This window comes from Actinophytocola sp. (assembly GCF_049647105.1).
Taxonomy (GTDB): Bacteria; Actinomycetota; Actinomycetes; order Mycobacteriales; family Pseudonocardiaceae; genus Actinophytocola.
In genome coordinates this window covers 30270-49347 of the sequence record NZ_JBARWZ010000014.1, presented here as the reverse complement: position 1 = coordinate 49347, position 19078 = coordinate 30270, and the positions used below count along the sequence as shown (strand labels likewise).

Below are 19078 nucleotides of genomic sequence, written 5' to 3'. Positions count from 1 at the left end.
CCGGGTTGACCGGCGTTACCAACGAGGTACGAGTCGAATGCCAGTCGGTGTGGCTTCCCTGTAGGGCATGACAACCGGTCCCGCGGACGGCCCGTTGACCGACAGGCTCCGCGTGCTGCGCGGTGGGCTCACCCCGACGCCGCTGCTCACGTTGCGCGACGACCGGCTGGACCTTTTCACGAAACTCGAGTTCTGCAACGTCAACGGCAGCGCCAAGGACCGGACCGCGCTGTGGATCCTGCAACAGGCCATCACCCGGGGTGAGGTGCGCGCCGGGACGACCGTCGTCGAGTCCTCGTCGGGCAACTTCGCGCTGTCACTCGCGTCCTGCGCGGTGGCGCTCGGGGTGCGGTTCGTGCCGGTGATCGACCCGAACTGCAACCGCGGCACCGAGGAGTTCCTGCGGGTGCTGTGCCCGGTCGTGGCGAAGGTCACCGAACCGGACGGCACCGGCGGCTACCTGCGCACGCGCCTCGGGCGGGTAGCGGAGCTGCTCGCGGGTGACCCGACCGCCTACTGGCCCGACCAGTACGGCAACCCGGACGCCGCGCAGGCGCACCACCGGTTCACCGGCGGTGAGCTGTGCGACGCGTTGCCGCGCCTGGACTATCTGTTCGTCGGGGTCGGCACGGGCGGCACGATCGCCGGGATGTCCCACCGCGTCAAGGAAACCTTCCCCGGCTGCGCGGTGATCGCGGTCGACGCGGCCGGTTCCGCGATCTTCGGCGCGCCACCGGCGTTGCGCCGCATCCCCGGGCTGGGCTCGAGCATCGTGCCCCCGCTGGTCGGGCAGGCGCTCATCGACGACGTCGTCCTCGTGCCGGAACCCGACGCCGTCACCGGCTGCCACGACCTGCTCCGCGAGCACGGCGTGTTCGCGGGCGGCTCCACCGGCAGCGTCTACCACGCCATCCAGCGCTACTTCGCCGCCCACCCCGTGCCGAGGCGCACGCCGACGGTCGCGTTCCTGTGCGCCGACCGGGGGCACGCCTACGCAGACACCGTCTACAACCCCGCCTGGGTCGAGACACTCCGCACCGGTGAGCCGTGCCCGGCCGCCGCATGAAAGGGATCGAGATGTCCACACCATTGCCGAACCTGCGGGTGCTGAGCGGCGCCGACGTCGCGGGACAGCTCGAAGGCCGCCGCGCCGAGTGCCTGGACGTGGTCCGCCGGGCCTACCTCGCGCACGACGCGGGTGAGAGCGTGAACCCGCAGAGCGCGTTCCTGCGGTTCCCGCACCAGCCGAGGTCGCGCATCATCTCGCTGCCCGCCTACCTCGGCGGCGAGTTCGACGTCGCTGGTATCAAGTGGATCGCGAGCTTCCCGGACAACCGGGAGCGCGGCATCCCCCGCGCGTCGGCCGTGCTGGTGCTCAACGACGCCACGACCGGCTACCCGTTCGCGTGCCTCGAGTCGTCGATCATCTCCGCCGCCCGCACGGCCGCGTCCGCGGTCCTCGCCGCGCAGACCATCGTCGGCGAGCGCAGGGCGGCCAGGGTGGGCATCGTCGGCACCGGCCTGATCGCCAGGCAGGTGTGGAAGTTCCTGCGCGACCTCGACTGGCGCATCGGCGGCTTCCGGCTGTTCGACCTGGACCACGCCGCGGCGGAACGCTTCGGTGCGGCACTCACAGAACAGGGCGCACCGGACGTGGTGGCGGTCGACAACGCCTCGGCCGCGTTCGCCGACTGCGACCTGGTGCTGCTCACCACCGTCGCGGGCGAACCGCACCTGCACGACCCCGCCCTGCTCGACCACGCGCCGGTCGTCCTGCACGTGTCACTGCGCGACCTGTCCCCGGAGCTGATCCTCGCGGCACACAACTACACCGACGACATCGACCACGCGGTCCGCGAACGAACCTCGCTCCACCTCACCGAACAACGGACCGGTAACCGCGACTTCGTTCACGGCACCCTCGCCGACCTGCTCACCGGACGCGTCACCCGCCCGGCAGGCAAACCGGTGATCTTCTCCCCGTTCGGCCTTGGCGTACTCGACCTCGCCGTCGGCCAATGGGTACACGCCGGTGTCACCACACAGGACGGCGGCACCCCGGTGCCCGACTTCTTCAGCGAGGTGGCGAGCTGACGCCGTACCCGGGTCAGCTGGAGCCCGCCGAGGCGGTGGACGCCGTGGTTGCCGCGATCACGGCGGCCATGACCGCCGCCTGGACCTCCTCGACGGCCTTGCGCACAGCGGCCGCGGCCCAGTCACCATCGGCGATCTCCTTCGCCCGGCGCTTGGCGGCACGCTTGTCCTCGACGGGGATGACCGACGTGACCGCGCCCATCGCGTGCAGGAGAGCGATCAGCGGGCCGGTGTGCCCGTCCGGCACAGCGGCGCCGGTAAGGACCGCGGTCAGCCGGTCGCGTAGCCCAGCCTCGTGCGAGGAGTCGGCGGCGGGGAGCCGGGTGGTGCGGAACAGGCCCAGCACCTTCCGCTCCTCGTGGCGCAGGACGCCGGCCTCGATCAGGTCAGAGGCGAGCTGGTCGCGCAGGCCCTTCGCCAACGGGCCGAGCACCGACTGGGGCTTGTGCCCCTCCTTCTCCCGGACCACCGCGAGCCCATGGCGCAACACAGCCTCCGGCGGCACCTGACCGCCGAGCGTGACCAGCCGGCCCTTCTTGCCCTCGGTCGTGACACCGACCAACTCGCGGGCGGCGAGGTCGATCAGCACCGCCCCGGCCAGTGCCTTGTCCGGTTCGGCGGCACCGGAGGTGATCTTCCCGGTCTCGTCGTCGAGCAACAGGAGCAACAGGTCATGAGCTACAAGCATGGCCCCGAGGCTAACGCCGCGAGCCGCGCACCGCTGATCGTCATGGCTTGCGGTAGATCGACACGTGCAGCTCGGACTTCGGCCCGAACGGGGCGCCTTTCCAGTCGCCCCACGAGGATTGAATGTCGCCATGCCACCAACATGCCTCATCCACCGATCGCCGTCACCGGTTTGGGTGAGCACGACGGGGGCACTCTCTGACTGGACACACCCGACGAATTGGAGGCTCGATCATGGTCAGGCCAGCACGCCGAGGCAGGAAAGCAGCTGGTTCGGTCATGGGCACAGTGATGAGCGTTCTCACTCTGCCGTTCCGTGTGCTCGGCCATTTGTTCGGCGGACGCCGCCGGACCGCCAGCCGGACGCACTGAGTCCCCTGGACACGCAGACACTGGGCCGACGAGGCAGGACACGCCTCGTCGGCCCAGTGTCTGCGTTCGAACGGTCTTCGTCCCGATGCCTAGACGACCGCGCGAGACCACTGCTGGTTGGTGCCGGTGTTGCACGGATACTGCTTGAGGATCACGCCGTCCGCTGTCGATGCGGACGGTACGTCCACGCATTTGCCGCTGTGCCGGGCCCGGAGCTGGAAGTAGCTGCCGTTCGTGACCATCTGGAACTGCTGGTTGGTGCCGGAGCCACAGGTGTACTGGGCGAGTTCGGCACCGTCGGCGGTTGACGCGCTCAACACGTCGAGGCATTTTCCGCTGTGACGGCTGATGATGCGCCAGTAACCACTGCCGGCATCCTGGAACTGCCACTGCTGCCACGCGTTTCCGCCGTAGGTGTACTGGCCGACGCGCGCACCGTTGTCGGTGTTCGGTTGCTGGACGTCCATGGCCTTCCCGCTGTGGCGCACGGTGAGCCGGTACATCGTGCCGCCGCTGATGGTGTCGCCCCAGGCATACCGGATCCGGTCAGCGCCGGAGGGATTGCGGACGGACAGTTCGAGATTGGTGCCACTGCCGCTCATGGCGTACATCGAGTAGTGGTCGTAGCCAGAGCTTCCGGTCGGCTTGCCACCGATGGCGGGCCAGTAGGTGCCGCCCATCTGGTTGTCACGCAGGACCTGGGCCATGGCGCGGATGTGGCGCACGAAATTGTCGGTGCTGTTCGCCTCGCCGTAGTTGAGGCCGGTGGACATCGGCGCGCCGAACTCGGTCGCGACCGCGCGGGAGGCGCAGTTGCCCAGCCGCGTCTGGATGTGGGTCCGGAAGGCATCGTAGGTCATCGCGTCGTAGAAGAAGGCGTAGTGGTGGAAGGAAAGCAGCGTCGAGCTGAAGCGGCTGTCGTTGCAGATGTCGCGCAGATCCTGGCTGTAGCCGGTGCCGCCGATGAGCACCCGGCCCGGCACCGCCGAGGTGTGATAGCCAAGCCAGTTCGCCGCTACGTTGCGCCATTCCGCCGACGTGTAGCCATGCGGCTCGTTCATCGGCTCGAAGTAGACGTTGCCGTTCGAGCCATACGTGTCGGTGACGCTGGACCACATCGTGTTCCACGCGGCGAGGTTCGTGATCCTGCCACCGGAGGCGGCGCCGTCCTCCCAGTAGGCGAGGATGACCTTGAACCCACGTTCGGTGGCGGCGTCGATGGCGCCGCGGTAGGCGTTCCACCAGTTCGTGTTGGCCACCGTGTGAGTGTTGATGGGCAGCCGGACGGTGTTGACCCCCATGGTGGCGGCCATGTCGTCGTAGAGGGCGTTGGCCTTGGCCCGTACTGTCGCGTTGCTGTCGGACTGGCTCAGGCCCTGCACGACAAGCGTGCCGGTACTGAAGTTGTCACCCAGCACGGCCCAGTTCATGCCGCGGAACTGGCTGGTGGCGGCATGGGCAGGCGACGCGGGGACGACGAGGCTTGCCAGCACGGCGAGCGCGGTCACCACGATGGCGTTCAGCACCCGGGTGCTCCGCGCTGGTCCTGCCGGGTAACCATCAGACGCCATGATCAGTGCCATGAGATGTCCAATCACTGGATCGCTTCGTTGCGTACAGTGGGCTCAGACCTCGGTGCGGCTCCACTGCTGGTTGGTGCCGCTGCCGCAGGTGTACTGCTGGATGTCGGCGCCGTCGCCGGTGCCGGAGTTGACGACGTCGAGGCACTTGCCGCTGTGCCGTGCGACGATCCGGAAGTAGCTCCCAGTGGCCTGCCACTGCCATTGCTGGTTGGTGGCGCTGCCGCAGGCGTACTGGATGATGTTGGCCCCTTCGGCGGTGGAGCCGCTCGCCACGTCGAGGCACCTGCCGCTGTTCTGGTTGACGATGCGGAAGTAGCCGCCGCCGGCGTCCTGGAACGTCCACTTCTGGTTGCTGCCACCGTTCCAGGTCCACTGCTTGATCTCGGCGTTGTCCGCGGTCGAGGCGGACATGACGTCCATTACCCTGCCGCTGTTGCGATTGGTCACGCGGTAGGCGGGCGCCGACCCGGGCACGTCGGCCACCGGCAGGATCGTGCCGTGGCGGCAGCCGGGGCACGTGATCTGGCTCAGACCCGACCAGGAGTCCAGGTTCGAGCTGGTGGCCGTCCAGATGCCGCCGTTGGTGTACTTGTCGACCCAGATGCGCCAGGAGCCGTCGCTCATGGCCAACACGGCCGGGCCCTCGTAGCCAGAGCTCCACAACTGGCCCTGGTTGCCCCACCCGCTGGTGAGGCTCGCGCTGGTCCAGTGCTCGATGTACTTGGAAGTTTCGTTCTTGGCGAAGGCGTGGTAGGTGCTCCCCGACTTCACCACGTAGGTGTCGATGTGGTTGTAGCCGAGCCCACCCATCTGCACCGGTCCGCTCCATGAGGTCAGCGAACTGTTCTGGGCGGTGAAGACGTAGGGGCGGAAACAGTTGGAGCACGTCGTCTGGGCGATGCTCACGATGATCCGGATGGTGCCGCCCTCGACGTAGAACTCGGGCGCCCACGTGAATCGCGGGTCGGCGATGCCGGAGTTGACGCTGGCCACGTGTGTCCAGTTGACCAGGTCGGGACTGGCGGCGATGTTGAAGTACGTCGAGTTCGTGGTCCATGACTGGACGGTGTGGGCGAGGTAGTAGAGCCCGTTGTGCGCGATGATGCTGGGGTCACGTAGCACGCCGGACGGACCGCGGTAGTTGGTGTCGGCCAGCACGCCGAAGTTCGTGCCGTTGGTCGACGAGTAGACCCAGAGCTCCTGGTCGGCGGCGGCGTCTCCCTTGAACGTGGTGTAGACGTAGCCGGGGTCGGCGTGTGCGGGTGATGCGACGGCCACCGCGGTGCCTGCGACGGTGAGCGCCACGAGGATGAGGCGGGCCAGCCAGCCTCTGACCTTCAGCTGTCCGTGCACGGATGATCTCCTAGCAGGTGAGGTCGGCTCAGCCCGGGAAGCGGTGCAGGCCTGTCACGGAGGAGCACTGTTCGCGGTGAAAACGGGCGCCAGTCCATGTGAACGCTAACAGAACACCACCTGTTCGCTCAAGATTGAATCTCAAGCAAGGCACGCGCGCCAGCTCTGTTATCGCTAACAGACCGGCCGGAATTGCGGTCGACTCACCGACGGCTCACGGGCGAGTCCGAGCGGCTCGGGATTCCGTCCTTCACTCGACCGATGCAATGCAATGCGGGCCCGGTGCGTGGGTATCAGCGGAGGTGGCTGTCTTGAGCGGAAGCAATGATCCACCGGACTTCCCGTCCTGGGTCGAGGCGAACGGTGACGCACTGATGCGGTTCGCGTACCTCGTGATCGGTGACCACGAACGGGCCGCCGACGCTGTCCAGGACGCGCTGGTCGCGGCCTGTCAGCTGTCCTCCCGCCTCGTCACCGGCGCCGCGGCCAGACAAGCCGCGACCGCCATCCAGTCGGCACCCGAGGGCCAGGGACCCGACGATCCCACCAGCTCCGAAAGCGACGGCGCTGAGATCGTCGTCCTGCGGATCAAGACCGCCGACGGCACCCGGGAGGTCGTCGTGCGCTACAGCGGCGGCGCACGCAACGGCTTCGACGACGGGACCACCCGGCACGAGCTCACCACCGACTCGGCCCGCCCACTGCTGACGGGAGCCACCAGCCCATCAAGCCTGTCCCTGGCCGTCGCCACACTGCTCGGGAACTGACGCCCGCACGACCGCCCCCTCGTCGCGCCGGTCATTCAGACGATGCCCGGTGCGACGAGTGCGTTACCTGCGCGGATAGGCTCGGCGAATGCGGCAGGACGGCCTGATCCACTCCTTCCACCTCGCGGAGCTGGCCGCGACGTCGACGGCACGCGCGCTCGTCCGCCCGCCGACCGCGCGGACGACACCGGGGCTGCGTCACGCGGAGTGCCTGGCGATGATGCAGCTCGGATCGCCGCCCATCTCCCTCGCGCGCCTGCAGCTCGGCCGGATCGCGATGTTCGCCGAATGGGACGACGAAACCGCGCTGGAACGCTTCCTCGCACACGACCGGCTTGGCAGGCAGCTGGCCGGCGGCTGGCACGTGCGCCTGCGGTTCCTGCGCCGCTACGGGCAGCTCGCCGCGCTGCCCGACCTGCCACCGCGAGCGGGCCGATCCGACCAGGACGAACCGATCGTCGCCGTGACGCTCGCGCGGCTCAGACTGCCGGAACTCTTCCGGTTCCTCCGCTGGGGACGGCCGGTGGAGCGCCTGGTCGCCAACCACCCCGGCACCACCTTCGCCACGGCCGCGATCCGCCCGCCGAGGACGTTCTCCACCTTCTCCATCTGGCGAACGGTCCGCGAGATGACCGACATGGTGCACGGCCGCGGCGACGTGCCGGAAGCCCATACCCACGCGGTGGCCATGACCGAACAGCGCAGGAAGGACTTCCACCACGAGTCCGCGTTCATGCGCTTCCGCCCACTGTCCGAACACGGCACCTGGCAGGGCCGCCGCCTACTCCCCGACTGACTCCGCCCAGCCCGGTCGTCCGCCGAGGGGCCGCGCCCACCCCGGTTGTCTACCCTTCGCACAGGTCCCCCGACGAAACCGGAGAACCCATGAATGCCACGCAGCGGTTCCGCATCGCCGCCATCCCCGCCGACGGTGTCGGCCGCGAGGTCGTCGCCGCGGGACGGGCGGTCCTCGACGTCATAGAGGCGAGCTCGGGCGGCACCATCGCGTTGCACTGGCAGGAGTTCCCGTGGGGCTCGGACTACTACGCCGAACACGGTGCGATGATGCCCGAGAACGGCCTCGACACGCTGCGTGACTTCGACGCCATCTACTTCGGCGCGGTCGGCTGGCCCACCGTGCCCGACCACGTCAGCCTGTGGGGCCTGCGGCTGCGGATCTGCCAGAACTTCGACCAGTGGGCCAACGTCCGCCCCGTCACCTTCCTGCCCGGCATCACCAGCCCGCTGCGCAAGGCCGACGACACCGACCTGGACTGGGTGGTGGTCCGCGAGAACTCCGAAGGCGAGTACGCCGGGCTCGGCGGCCGCAACCTGTCCGCACGCGGCGCGGGCGGCGAGGTCGCCGTGCAGTCCGCCCTGTTCACCGAGGTCGGCTGCGAACGCATCATCCGGTTCGCCTTCGACCTCGCGCGCACCAGGGCCCACAAGAAGCTCTCCAGTGTCACCAAGAGCAACGCCCAGCAGTACGGCATGGTCCTGTGGGACGACACCTTCCGCCGCGTCGCCGCCGACTACCCCGACGTGGAGACCGAAAGCGTCCTCGTCGACGCCATGGCCGCGAAGTTCGTCCTGCGGCCAGAGGACCTGTCGGTCGTCGTCGCGTCCAACCTCAACGCCGACATCCTGTCCGACCTCGGCAGCGCTCTCGCAGGCAGTCTCGGCCTCGCCGCGAGTGCCAACCTCAACCCGGAACGCCGCTACCCCAGCATGTTCGAACCCGTCCACGGCTCAGCCCCCGACATCGCGGGCAAGGGCGTGTGCAACCCCATCGGCGCCATCGGCAGCGCCGCGATGATGCTCGACCACCTCAGCCTCCACGACCAGGCCAAGCGCATCCACACCGCCATCGAAACCACCACCGCCCACGGCATCCGCACCCGCGACGTCGGCGGCACCGCCGACACGGACACCGTGACGCAGACGATCATCGACAACCTGTAGCGAGGTCCGTCATTCGTCCATAATGGACTCGAACAGTTCCTCGGCCAGCTTGTCGGCCCCACCGGCCCACTGGTGGCGCAGGGTGCGGAACAGGGCGGCGGCGCGGACGCCCGGCCAGTCCCCCGGCAGCAGTGCCACGGGCAGTACCGGATCGTGGCGGATGAGCAGCAGCCATTCCGCGCCGAGCCGGACGCGGCGGGACAGTTCATCGAGGTCGTCGCGGGCCGTGTTGTTCCAGCGGCGGAGGAACCGGTCGTAGCCGGTGGCGATCTCGGGCAGGCCCCACGCCTCCCTGGCGATCCGCGCGGGATCGGTCCACATGATCGCTTCTGCGCGGAACACCTCGGCGTGCTCGAGGAGATCGAGTTCGGCCAGCGCCGGTGAGACGTCGGTGGCCGAGGTCGAGACCCACAGGCCACTGCGCAACAGGCCGAACCCGAACCAGGCCAGCCGGGTGCGCAGGGCATGCCGGTCGGCGCGCCGGGTCTCCGGCACAGAGAACGTCAACAGCGTCCACCTGCCGTCCCAGTGCCGCTCGACGACGTCGCCGTTCAGCCTGCGTTGCCCGTCGCGCAGTACCGAGGTCCCGTGCTCGGTCAGCGTGAGAAACGCCTGGCGGCCGCGGCGAACCGTGCGGAGCAGGCCACGGCGGCTCATCCGGGCGAGCGTCGCGCGCGCGGCGGGTTCACCGACGCCGAGGCGGCCCAGCACCGCGAGGACACCGCCGGTCGACACGGCTGTCCCACGGTCCAGTACCTGGTCGCCGAACAGGGTGAGCAGCAGCGTCTCCGGCCGCACGACCTCGCCACCGGCGGAGGGATCACCGGATGACGGCATCGGTCACCTCGTCTCGGGATCGACCCGATGCCGACCTACCTACCATATTCGTCATCCGACTGACGATCTTCAAGTCTTCGCAGGACATCGGGAACGAAACTTTCGACTATCTGGAGCGCTCCCAGCATCGCGCCGCCTGATATTCGGCAAATCGTTGACGGTCGTTCTCAGAATGCATATCTTCGAGAAGAGGGGTTCGCCAACCGGAGGTCAACGATGATCAGAACGGCGCTCGTGACACTCGCAAGCACTCTGCTGATCGCCATCACCGGAGTCGTGTTCCCACCCGCGGCGGCCGCCGCGTCGCTGGTGGAGGTGACCGGTTTCGGCACCAACCCCGGCGGGATGCGCATGCACATCTACGTGCCCGACTCCCGCCCGGCCAACCCCGCGATCGTGGTCGCCATGCACGGCTGCGGCGGGTCGGGTCCGGGTTTCCACTCGGGCAGCGAGTTCGCCTCGCTCGCCGACCGGTACGGGTTCATCGTCATCTATCCCAGCGCGCAGCAGCAGGCCGGGTTCGGGAAGTGCTTCGACACCTGGTCGGACGCGGCCAAGCGGCGCGGCGGCGGCAGCGACCCGGTCTCGATCGTCTCGATGGTGACCTACGCCGAGCAGACCTACGGCGGCGACCCGAACCGGGTGTACGCCACCGGCTCGTCCTCCGGCGGCATGATGACCAACCACATGCTCGCGCTCTACCCCGACGTGTTCAAGGCAGGCGCGGCCTTCATGGGCGTACCGTTCAACTGCTTCGCGGGCGCCGCCGACTACCCACCGGGCGCCAGCAGGTGCACCGGCGGCAGCATGAACCGCAGCCCGCAGGAGTGGGGAGACGCGGTCCGGCAGGCCTTCCCCGGCTACACCGGCCCCCGCCCAAGGATCCAACTGTGGCACGGCACCGCCGACACCCTCGTGCCGTACTCCCTGCTGCAGGAGGAGATCGAGCAGTGGACCAACGTGTTCGGGCTGAGCCAGACACCGACCTCCACCGACACCCCGCAACCGAACTGGAACCGCCGCCGCTACGCCGACGCCGCCGGCACCGTCCAGGTTGAGGCCTACAGCATCCAGGGCGCCGGGCACAGCCTGCCCTCAAGCGGCATGGCCGCGTCCGCCATCGCGTTCTTCGGACTGGACAACTCGGATACGACACCAGAACCCGAGCCGGGTGCGTGCGGTGTCACCGCCACCGTCAGCGCGTGGAACACCGGCCTGACCGAGAACATCACCCTCACCAACACCGGCACCGACCCGATCAACGGCTGGTCCCTGGCATTCGCCCTGCCCACCGGTCAAACCATCACGTCCGGGTGGAACGCCACCTACACACCATCATCAGGGCAGGTGACGGCACGCAACGCCAACCACAATTCCACGATCGCGCCGAACGCCTCGGTCAACATAGGGTTCCAGGCCACCCACACCGGCAACACCGGCAAACCCGCGTCCTTCACACTCAACGACACGGCCTGCACCATCGCGACGCCATCCCTTGAGCAGGTCAGCTAGTGCCCCGTCAAGCTAGCCCTGCCCGCGATCCGGCCGGGGCGTCGGAATGCCGCCGAGCCGCAGCGTCATCAGCAAGCGGTGCTCACCAGGGCCGAGGTAGTTCTTCCGGAACCCGGTTTCCCGGAATCCGAACGCCTGGTAGAGCCGGATCGCCGCCTCGTTCTCTGGTTCGGTCGTCAACCGCACGGTCTCGACGCGCATGGCTCTGAGCATGTCCAATGTGGCCACGGTGAGCCGCCTGCCGTAACCACGGTTGCGGTGGGCGGCATCGACCGCCAGGCCGAACAACCACGCGTACGAGCGGTCGATGCTCGGCACCCCGAGCGAGTAGCCGACGAGCCCTTTCGAGCCGGCCGCGACCAGCCAGCACTCCGGGAACCCGTCGAACAGTTGACGAAGGGTGAAGTACGGGTAGCCGAGATCGCCGAACACCCGTCCGTCAACCTCGTGCAACGCCTCGAAATCGTCGGGTACCGCCTGACGAACGGACACGTCCTGCGCGACAATCCCGTTGTCAGCGCTCATCTACTCGTCCTCCCCAGGGATGGGTTGTTTCAGGACTCGTCCGGTACCGCGGTCAGCACCCGCTCCGGAGCCACGAGTTGGTCCCATGGGCTGGCCGACTCCCAGATGATCCGGTATCGATCGATCCGGTCCTGCAGCCGGTCGTGGCGCAGCTCGAGGTGGTTGGAGAGGATCATGGGCGCGGCGCCGCGGTCCACGTGCGGCGCCGGGTGACTCTCATAGCAGATCTCGTCGTCGAAGAGGATGAAGTCGGTGATCTGGCCGCGGATCTCCGGCGGCACGGCGGAGGGGTAAAGCAGCCGCACCTCGATGCCGGAGTCCACTTGGGACTGACAGATACTGTGTAGTACCGAATCAGTGCCCACGTTGTCGTGCGTGGTCACGAACACCCGCCGGATCCGCACTCCTCGGCTGCCGGACGCGCGTTGCGTGTCGAGGTACCTGACGCCCATTGGCGACGCCCAGAAGCTGTGGTAGGTGTTCCCCGCCGCGTCGACCTCGGGAATGCTGATCGCGTCGATGGAGCTGGTGACGCACTTGGTCAGGTTCAGCAACCAGTCCTGGTCCTCGCCGTCGTAGGTGGCTTCGTTCACGGTCAGCCCACGCAGGAGCTCCGAGACCCGATCCACCTCGAGGTGGACGAAGTTGCGGACCAGGGCCGAGGCGTGCGGACTGATCGCCGCCGCGCGACTTACCAGCTTGGTGACGGCGACACTCTGCACTCCGGCTGTCTCCATCCGCGCCACCAGTTCGGTCGCGTCGTTCACCCTGGCGAAACCCTGCTGCACCGTCTCCCGGATCTGCTTGACCGCGGCCTGGAGGCCGTCCTCGACGCGGCCGAGCCGGTGCTCGAAGTCGATGAGGAACTGAACGACGAGTGCGATGCTGCCGAACACCGCCGCAGCGGCGATCTGGCCGGGCAGATCGGAGAACAGAAGCTGCGTGAAGGGGAACGAGATCGCCCCCATGAGCAGCGTCACGCCGATCTTCCGTATGACTGAACGGGTGTTACCGGGCTCCCCCAACGGAACCACCCCCACTCACGAGTTCTTCGAACATGGTCGGGCTCAGCTGGTTCAGCCGGTCGAAGGTGGCGACGGACAGCTGGTCGCGGATGCGCGCGACCGTCGATCGCCATTGCGGGGTGAACCCCGGCCGCCGGTCGAGGTCGTCCCAGATGCCGCGCAACGCGTCGGCGACCCGAGCGCCAGGCATCCACAGGTGCAGCAGATGGTCGATCGCCGGCCTGAGGCGCGTCAACACGTTCTCGCTGCTGGCCGCTCCGATCCGGCTCCGTTCCACGATCCGCTGGACCGTCGTGAGCAACCAGTCGTGCAGCGCGAGGTCCTCGCACAGCTCGACGATCGACTCGATCGGCGCCGCGTCGGCGGAGATGGTGAAGGTGCGCAGGTTGTCGTCCGCGATGGTGAACACGCCGTAGGCCGGGCCACCGGTGCAGGCGACCCATTTGAGCCGGGTGCGTCGCGCCTTGAACGGGGTGACGTGGTCCAGCCGGGCGCTGGCCTGCACCTGCCGGATGACCTGTTCGCTCACCGAGCCGAGGTCGACGACCGTGTCCGGCAGCGGGTCGGTCAGGAACCCCTTCACCACGTCGGCGGGGTTGAAGCGACCGGTGGACTGGATCATCCCGGGCATGGCGAGGTAGTGCGACCACGGAAGGCGCCGGTCCGTGGCGCCGCGCTCGACGCGGGTGAAGACCGAGCCCTGCAGGAGCCGGCCGCCGGTGACCGTGGTGCGAGCGGTGGCGGTGCCGATGCCGCGCACCCGGGCACCGGACTCGGTAGGCAACCGGCAGTCCAGCCCGGTGAGCCGGGCCGGCGACACGGCGTAGGCCACCGGGCGCTCCGAGGTCCGCACCCGCTCGCCGGCTTCCAGCCGGAGCAACTCGGCGACATCCACCGAACTCGCCGCCGCTCTGTTCTGCAGCAGGCAGGTGCGCACTTCGCCGATCACCAGCATCGCGGTGTCCTGCTCAGCCGCCGTTGAAGAAGACGTGGTCGATCCGCTCTGTGAGATCGGCTGGCAACTCAAGACGCTCACGACCAATCCTGGAGGCGATCTGGTCGATGACGGCCGGCAGGGCCGAGTACTGGCCGACGATGACCTGTACCGCGTGCTCGACGTTCAGGAACCGCCTCGGCAGCACCGACTGGGTGCGGTAGGCGCAGAACGGCGAGGCCGTGTCGGCCACCCGGACGACCGGTGGGAGGTCCTTCCACTCGTCGGGGAAGTCGGCGGACATGGGCACCGGGGTCACGACGTTGCGCCCCGAGTTCCGGATCATGCCGAGCCGGACCAGCTGCCACACCGACGCGAGGAAGGCGCACGACCAGGTGCGCTTCCCGTGCTCGTCCGACCACAGCTCGACATCGAGGAAGATCGAGTGGTTCGTGGCCTCCGTCTCCTCCGGCGGCAGCCAGTGCGGATTGGCCATCGCCTCGCTGGCGTCGACGCCGGGAGACCGCTGGCCGTTGCACAGCCAGCCGACCTCCACCGTCGGCGGCCTGCGGCCGTTGGCGCCGCGCGGCGGCCGCGCGGTGAGCCGGCCGGCCACGATCTCGGCGAGCGGCACCCCGTCCGCGACGACACAGGCCGACTCACGCGCGATGTAGTCGATCGTGAGGCCAGCCGCCTCGGCGGCGGCGAGCACGTCGGGCAGCACCTTGGCCGGCGAGGAGAACTGGGTGAAGTAGTCGTCGATCAGGAAGCACGTGCTGATTCGGGGACGGCCGGTGCCGCTGTTCGCCGCCGTGACCGATCGCGCGACCTCGGCCCACGGTGCGACCCCGAGGAACTGCGCCACGAGTCGGTCCATGCCTGCGAGGTAGTCGTCCATGTACAGGTGGCCGAGCTCGAGCGACAGGTGCGACAGCGCGACCTCCTCGACGTGGCTGTCGGCGGTCTCCTCGCGGAACTCGGCGTTGGTCATGGTCACAGCCCCTCCCACGCCGAGTCGTCGGTGAGGCACTTGGCGAGCTCGTCGAACGCGGTGGCCGTCTCCTCGGCGGCGATGCGGGTGGTGTACACGTCCCCGTCCGAGATCAGCTGCTCCCGCCACTGCAACATCGGGTCGAACGGTGTCTGACCGAGGACGTTACTGAGCCCCAACTCGTGCCGGGACGCCCATTCCTGCAGATCGCGGTTGCACTCCCGCAACCACGCGGACTTGGCCGGGCTGATCGTGGTGAGCAGCGTGGAGTCCGGTTCGAGCACAGCCGTGCGCACGAACCGGATCGAGTCCCGCAGGCGGTCTTCCTCGTGGCCGTACGCCTTGGCGGTCTTGAGGATCCCGCGGTCGCCGAACGCGAGCCCGTTCGCGGCCACGATGTGTTGCCGGGTCCACCGGTGGAAGATGAGCCAGCGACAGGTGATCTCGCTGAGCGCCTGCTGTCCGGACACCTCCAGCGCGAGGTCGACCGCGAAGGAACGGCCCGCGCTGAGATCGACCAGGCAGATGTCGAACTCCTCCTCGAGCCGGAGGAAGAGCTCGGTGCACCGACGGGTCACGTCCTTGGTGAGCGCGAACTCGCCGCCACCTCGATCACCGGGCAGCAGGGTCAGCGCGCCGGAACCGACCGGCCGGGTCCGCAGCGCCGACCGGTCCGAGGTCGTCCACAGGTCGAGGCGCTTGGGCTCGACGACCCGGCCCTGCAGGTACGAATGCAACCCGTTCCCGACGATGCCCGTCATCGCGGACGACACCTCGAACACCGCGCCCGCGGTCGGCGAGCCGAAGTCGAAGTCCAGGTAGCAGACGTTGTCACCCTGCAGTGCGCGCCGGTACATCATGTTGCAGCTGGTGACCGACCTGCCGGTGCCACCCTTGTCGGAGGTCGCGAAGATCAGCGTCACTCCGCGCTCCTCAATGCGTCCTGCCGGGCGACGGCGAACTCGTCCAACTCGCGGAGCACGTCGATGACGATGGCCGTCGCGGTGCCCGGTCGCTCCTGGAGGAGGGTGCGGGCCCGCGACAGCTTGTTCTCGATCCGCTGCAGGCTCTCGTTCATCGGGGACGTGCCGTGGCGGGAGGTCTGCAGCTGTTCCTGGTTGAACAGGTGGTCGGCCTCGCCGAGCAGGTCACCCGCTATCTCCTGCAGTCTGGTGCTCCGGATCGGCGCCGCGCCGACGGCCGCGGCCGCGATCACCAGACTCTCGATGATCCGCTCGGTCAGACTCCAGGTGGGCAGCTTGTAGTGGCCCTCGACTCCCGGGAAGACCTCGCCAGGGTCGTCCCACAGCCCGGATCCCTCTCCTCCGGTCAGCCTGCGCCGCCACAGGTGGGTCAGTGACTCCTCCGCCACGGTGAGCAGCCGCTCCCGGGCCACACTGTTCCTGGACAGCTCCGCCGCGCGAACGGCGCGCTTGAGCAGTAGTGCTGCGTAGTCGGAGACCACCCAGCTCATCACCGAGCCGAGCTTCTCCGCGCCGGACAGTTCGATCCGGACACCGGGAACGTGCAACAGGGTCGCCGAGTCACCCCTGGTGACCCTGCGGTTGACCCGCCCCCGGATCGCGAGTTCCTCGAGGATCGCCACCGTCCGGGTCAGGTCGTCGTCCGTCGCGCGGCGGGCCAGCAGGTCGAGCAGCACCACGGCGCTGACCAGGAGGCTGAAGTACGTGGACTCCTCGTTGTCGGTGGTCCGCCACGGGATGTCCTCCAGTGGCCACTTGCCCTTGCCGAAGCGGGCCATCCTGGACCAGTAGGCGAGCGTGATGTCCCAGCGCAGCTGCAGTGCCTGTGCCAGGTTCTGCTGTTCGGTGTTGAGCAGCCCCAGGATGCGTGTCCGGTCGGAGAACAGGTCGTTGATGCCGTCGAGCGCGACCACCGTGAAGTACAGGAACGGTGCGCTGAGTGCGACCCCGTCGGGCTGGACACCGATGCTCGCGGTCGTGACGACGGGTGGCGCGTCATGGGTCACGCCCCACGACCACCCGCACTCGAACAAGGTGTCCTCGTCCTCTAGCGCCTCGTCCTGGCTCAGGCCGAGCGTGGCTTCGCGCAGGCTGACCCGGATCGGCTGCAGCGTCCGCCGCAGCTCATCGAGCATGGAGCGGTTGGGCAGCGCTTCCTGGTTCAGGGTGCTGAGGAGCACCCGCCCCTGTTCGGAGTCGGCGTCGAAGACGTTGACGGCGAAGCTGCGCAGCAGACCGATCATCGCCGCCGTGAGGCGGGCGCTGGTGGCGGCCTCGAGATCGGCGATCCTCTGCTTCAGCAACGGTTTGTGGACCGACCTGTTGAACACCCGCAGAAAACCCAGCGTCGACAAGGCGAGCGAGATCGACATGGCGAAGGAGTCGACGACGTCGAGCGCTCGCTGCTCCGCGGTGAGCTCGACGCCTTTCTCCACGGGGGCGAAGTACGTGTCGCCGGAGAATACCGGGGTGCCGTCCTTCGTGCGATACGTCGACATGTAGTCGGCGAGCACGTCGATCAGCACCTTGGGAATCTCGGTCCGGTTGCCGAGCGGCCGCAACGCCTCCAGCACGTCCTCACTGGTGGCGTCCGGCTTGTCGACCGCGAGGTTGCTGACGTCGGCCGCCGGGTACATGAGACACAAAAGCTGTTCAGCGTCGCTGATCGAGTTGCGGTCGTACCGGCCACCCCACTTCCACTCCCCGTCTGGATACGAGAAGCCGGCGACAGCACGCCAAATCTCGAGGGTTTGCAGTCGCGGTTGAAGTCTCAAGAACAAACCCTCCAGTATGTTTAGTTCTTCTTGCGCCGGCCGTGCGCCACGATCATGCCCGTGTAGTGCTCGCGCAGGGGCCTGTCCTCCGCACTGAGCCGGTGCAGGGAGAAATCACTCGCGTGCTTGCTCAGGCAGCTCCACACGTCTCGTTCGCCGATGTCGGTCGCGGGGTACTTCTGCACGCCGACCTGGTAGCCCTGTGAATGCTCCATGAACGCCATCGCGAACAGCGCGTCCGGCTTCAGCATGGTGAAGAAGTGGTCCATCGCCTCGAGGTACTCAGCGCGCTCCTCGGTGATCGACTCCGCCACGAAGAACATCGTGCCGATGTCGAACAGCCCGAGGGCGGAGCGGGCGAGGACATCACCCTTCACGACCCGGACGCGGTCCGGGTCGGAGAACAACGTGCGCGGCTCAGGAACATTGTTGTACGGTTCGCGCTCGATGAGCAGTTTCCAGAACTGGCTCCACGCCTCGTCCCATGACGGCACGTCGTTCTCCGTCTGGTCCCGCAACCACTTGACGTTGGCCTCGGAGTGCTCGTAGAGGGTGATGCTGTCACAGAACGGAAGCATCGTCAGCGCAGGGTACAGGTTGGCTCCGGTGCCGACGTCGATACCCCGGGCACCGGCGGGCAGGGGCGAATCCCTGAGTTTCCTCGCCAGGAAGTCTCGGACTATTTCGACGATCTCACGATCGTCATCCCGGAGGTGGACATAATTGAACTTGAAGTACTCAGCGGCGTTGAACTCGTTCCACGGGTAATCACGATTACCGTGGCCACCGCCTTCTTGACCTTCACCTTTGCGATCTTCGAGGCTCATGATTCGCCCTACTTCCGGTAGGTGGATGGTACAACAGCGGTTACGCTGCGTCCACGACGCGTATTCAGGATTAATCCCACTGCACTAGACAGAAATATGACATAGTTCCGTGCGCCGCGTGGGATCCGGAGATCACCGGCAAGCCTCTTCGCCCGATGGGAGTCGGCACCGTAGGCGAGGAAGGAGCGACCGTACTACAATGGTTTCGGCCGTATCGGCCGGGGCTACCTCCGGGCCCACCCATGTCGGTCGGGGATAGCCGGTTGATCTAGGGATTGCAACCGTATGTGCAGTACGGGCGCTACGTCATCCTTCGAGTGGCGTATGCAGGTGATTCAGGACCATCTTCGACACAGACGGTGACTCGCGGTTCAGGTCAGTCCCGACCGCACAACAACGTGCAGGTAGTAATTCTCGCCCACGAGTTGGACATTTTCTGACCGCCGAAACGATCTCCCTGTGTGGACGGCGCAAGCCACACCACACCAGACCCTGGACTGCCTGCCATCCCGAGAACGAGCCGCTCCCCCGATATCACGTCAGCGGGGTTCCAGGCGATAGCCGGTCCTGGTCATGGCGACGCGGCTGCTGGAGGAACTCGGCGCGACGCTGTGGCTCGCCAGGGCGTTGTTCGTGCTGTCGCAGGTGCACGAGGGCACGGGCCGCTCCGACCTGGCCGCGAAGGGAGCCAGGGAGGCCGCGCGCATCGCGTCGGCCGTCGACTCGAAGGAGGCGGCCAAGCTGCTCGCCCAGATCAACCGGGTCGAACGTTAGTCCGTCTTTCGTAACCTCCTCGGGGAGTGAAACAGTTGATCAGTCCGGAGCGATGGACCGTTGACTCGTTTCGACTC

General features: G+C 67.6%; 18 protein-coding genes. 7 read left to right on the top strand and 11 right to left on the bottom strand.

The genetic code is table 11. From position 1 onward, the window contains the following. Positions 1-67 precede the first annotated feature (67 nt). Both sbnA and sbnB read left to right on the top strand, forming a co-directional pair. Entirely contained in the window at positions 68-1066 is a 999-nt protein-coding gene (gene sbnA / locus WBA97_RS01475; protein WP_424228796.1) for a 2,3-diaminopropionate biosynthesis protein SbnA, read from the top strand. Between the two features lie 11 nt (positions 1067-1077). Continuing rightward, positions 1078-2094, top strand: coding sequence for a 2,3-diaminopropionate biosynthesis protein SbnB (gene sbnB, locus WBA97_RS01470; RefSeq protein ID WP_424228795.1), 1017 nt, complete (start codon positions 1078-1080; stop codon positions 2092-2094). Positions 2095-2107: 13 nt separating this feature from the next. Here the strand turns inward: sbnB and WBA97_RS01465 are convergent, their stop codons facing one another. The 3 genes from WBA97_RS01465 to WBA97_RS01455 form a co-directional block, all read right to left on the bottom strand. Continuing rightward, positions 2108-2782: a GOLPH3/VPS74 family protein gene (locus tag WBA97_RS01465; RefSeq protein WP_424228794.1), complete on the bottom strand. Its 675-nt coding sequence runs from the start codon at positions 2780-2782 to the stop codon at positions 2108-2110. 460 nt (positions 2783-3242) lie between these two features. Beyond that, positions 3243-4736 (bottom strand): RICIN domain-containing protein, encoded by a 1494-nt coding sequence (locus WBA97_RS01460; RefSeq protein ID WP_424228793.1) that lies wholly within the window; start codon positions 4734-4736, stop codon positions 3243-3245. Positions 4737-4778: 42 nt separating this feature from the next. Continuing rightward, positions 4779-6089 carry an RICIN domain-containing protein gene (locus tag WBA97_RS01455; RefSeq protein ID WP_424228792.1) on the bottom strand — a complete coding sequence of 437 codons (1311 nt, stop codon included), beginning with the start codon at positions 6087-6089 and terminating at the stop codon, positions 4779-4781. 311 nt (positions 6090-6400) lie between these two features. Here WBA97_RS01455 and WBA97_RS01450 point away from each other — a divergent pair, with 311 nt between their 5' ends. The 3 genes from WBA97_RS01450 (at position 6401) to WBA97_RS01440 (ending at position 8818) form a co-directional block, all read left to right on the top strand. Continuing rightward, the gene (locus WBA97_RS01450; RefSeq protein ID WP_424228791.1) at positions 6401-6856 is read left to right on the top strand and encodes a hypothetical protein; all 456 of its coding nucleotides are present in this window, start codon (positions 6401-6403) and stop codon (positions 6854-6856) included. Between the two features lie 88 nt (positions 6857-6944). Beyond that, on the top strand, positions 6945-7652 hold the full coding sequence (locus tag WBA97_RS01445; protein ID WP_424228790.1) for a hypothetical protein: 708 nt from the start codon (positions 6945-6947) through the stop codon (positions 7650-7652). Between the two features lie 89 nt (positions 7653-7741). Next, on the top strand, positions 7742-8818 hold the full coding sequence (locus WBA97_RS01440; protein ID WP_424228789.1) for a tartrate dehydrogenase: 1077 nt from the start codon (positions 7742-7744) through the stop codon (positions 8816-8818). A gap of 9 nt (positions 8819-8827) precedes the next feature. Here WBA97_RS01440 and WBA97_RS01435 read toward each other — a convergent pair whose 3' ends face one another. Continuing rightward, positions 8828-9655, bottom strand: coding sequence for a PaaX family transcriptional regulator C-terminal domain-containing protein (locus tag WBA97_RS01435; RefSeq protein WP_424228788.1), 828 nt, complete (start codon positions 9653-9655; stop codon positions 8828-8830). A 234-nt stretch (positions 9656-9889) separates the two neighbouring features. Here WBA97_RS01435 and WBA97_RS01430 point away from each other — a divergent pair, with 234 nt between their 5' ends. Beyond that, the gene (locus WBA97_RS01430) at positions 9890-11167 is read left to right on the top strand and encodes a PHB depolymerase family esterase (protein ID WP_424228787.1); all 1278 of its coding nucleotides are present in this window, start codon (positions 9890-9892) and stop codon (positions 11165-11167) included. A 12-nt stretch (positions 11168-11179) separates the two neighbouring features. Here WBA97_RS01430 and WBA97_RS01425 read toward each other — a convergent pair whose 3' ends face one another. From WBA97_RS01425 to WBA97_RS01395, 7 genes are read right to left on the bottom strand one after another with little or no spacing between them, the layout of a single operon-like run. Further along, a complete protein-coding gene (locus WBA97_RS01425; protein ID WP_424228786.1) occupies positions 11180-11692 on the bottom strand; it encodes a GNAT family N-acetyltransferase in 513 nt (170 codons plus the stop codon). Between the two features lie 29 nt (positions 11693-11721). Next, complete coding sequence (locus WBA97_RS01420) at positions 11722-12672, bottom strand: hypothetical protein (RefSeq protein ID WP_424228785.1); 951 nt, start codon at positions 12670-12672, stop codon at positions 11722-11724. A 28-nt stretch (positions 12673-12700) separates the two neighbouring features. Then, complete coding sequence (locus tag WBA97_RS01415; RefSeq protein ID WP_424228784.1) at positions 12701-13672, bottom strand: SCO2521 family protein; 972 nt, start codon at positions 13670-13672, stop codon at positions 12701-12703. A 13-nt stretch (positions 13673-13685) separates the two neighbouring features. Continuing rightward, positions 13686-14642, bottom strand: a complete 957-nt coding sequence (locus WBA97_RS01410; protein WP_424228803.1) for an SCO2522 family protein — start codon at positions 14640-14642, stop codon at positions 13686-13688. 2 nt (positions 14643-14644) lie between these two features. Then, positions 14645-15565: an SCO2523 family variant P-loop protein gene (locus tag WBA97_RS01405; protein WP_424228783.1), complete on the bottom strand. Its 921-nt coding sequence runs from the start codon at positions 15563-15565 to the stop codon at positions 14645-14647. Then, positions 15562-17400, bottom strand: coding sequence for an SCO2524 family protein (locus WBA97_RS01400; protein WP_424228782.1), 1839 nt, complete (start codon positions 17398-17400; stop codon positions 15562-15564). Before WBA97_RS01400 ends, WBA97_RS01405 begins: the two co-directional genes overlap by 4 nt. 20 nt (positions 17401-17420) lie before the next feature. Beyond that, positions 17421-18227 (bottom strand): SCO2525 family SAM-dependent methyltransferase, encoded by an 807-nt coding sequence (locus WBA97_RS01395; RefSeq protein WP_424228781.1) that lies wholly within the window; start codon positions 18225-18227, stop codon positions 17421-17423. 573 nt (positions 18228-18800) lie between these two features. On the opposite strand from WBA97_RS01395, the gene WBA97_RS01390 reads away from it, so the two are divergent. Continuing rightward, positions 18801-19001 (top strand): hypothetical protein, encoded by a 201-nt coding sequence (locus tag WBA97_RS01390; protein WP_424228780.1) that lies wholly within the window; start codon positions 18801-18803, stop codon positions 18999-19001. The last annotated feature ends 77 nt before the right edge of the window (positions 19002-19078 follow it).

What these genes read in the sequence shown, in the direction of transcription:
- sbnA (WP_424228796.1), top strand. Translation starts at nt 68, where the DNA reads ATGACAACCGGTCCCGCGGACGGCCCGTTGACCGACAGGCTCCGCGTG.
- sbnB (WP_424228795.1), top strand. Translation starts at nt 1,078, where the DNA reads ATGTCCACACCATTGCCGAACCTGCGGGTGCTGAGCGGCGCCGACGTC.
- WBA97_RS01465 (WP_424228794.1), bottom strand. Translation starts at nt 2,782, where the DNA reads ATGCTTGTAGCTCATGACCTGTTGCTCCTGTTGCTCGACGACGAGACC.
- WBA97_RS01460 (WP_424228793.1), bottom strand. Translation starts at nt 4,736, where the DNA reads ATGGCACTGATCATGGCGTCTGATGGTTACCCGGCAGGACCAGCGCGG.
- WBA97_RS01445 (WP_424228790.1), top strand. Translation starts at nt 6,945, where the DNA reads ATGCGGCAGGACGGCCTGATCCACTCCTTCCACCTCGCGGAGCTGGCC.
- WBA97_RS01440 (WP_424228789.1), top strand. Translation starts at nt 7,742, where the DNA reads ATGAATGCCACGCAGCGGTTCCGCATCGCCGCCATCCCCGCCGACGGT.
- WBA97_RS01435 (WP_424228788.1), bottom strand. Translation starts at nt 9,655, where the DNA reads ATGCCGTCATCCGGTGATCCCTCCGCCGGTGGCGAGGTCGTGCGGCCG.
- WBA97_RS01425 (WP_424228786.1), bottom strand. Translation starts at nt 11,692, where the DNA reads ATGAGCGCTGACAACGGGATTGTCGCGCAGGACGTGTCCGTTCGTCAG.
- WBA97_RS01415 (WP_424228784.1), bottom strand. Translation starts at nt 13,672, where the DNA reads ATGCTGGTGATCGGCGAAGTGCGCACCTGCCTGCTGCAGAACAGAGCG.
- WBA97_RS01410 (WP_424228803.1), bottom strand. Translation starts at nt 14,642, where the DNA reads ATGACCAACGCCGAGTTCCGCGAGGAGACCGCCGACAGCCACGTCGAG.
- WBA97_RS01395 (WP_424228781.1), bottom strand. Translation starts at nt 18,227, where the DNA reads ATGAGCCTCGAAGATCGCAAAGGTGAAGGTCAAGAAGGCGGTGGCCAC.
- WBA97_RS01390 (WP_424228780.1), top strand. Translation starts at nt 18,801, where the DNA reads ATGGCGACGCGGCTGCTGGAGGAACTCGGCGCGACGCTGTGGCTCGCC.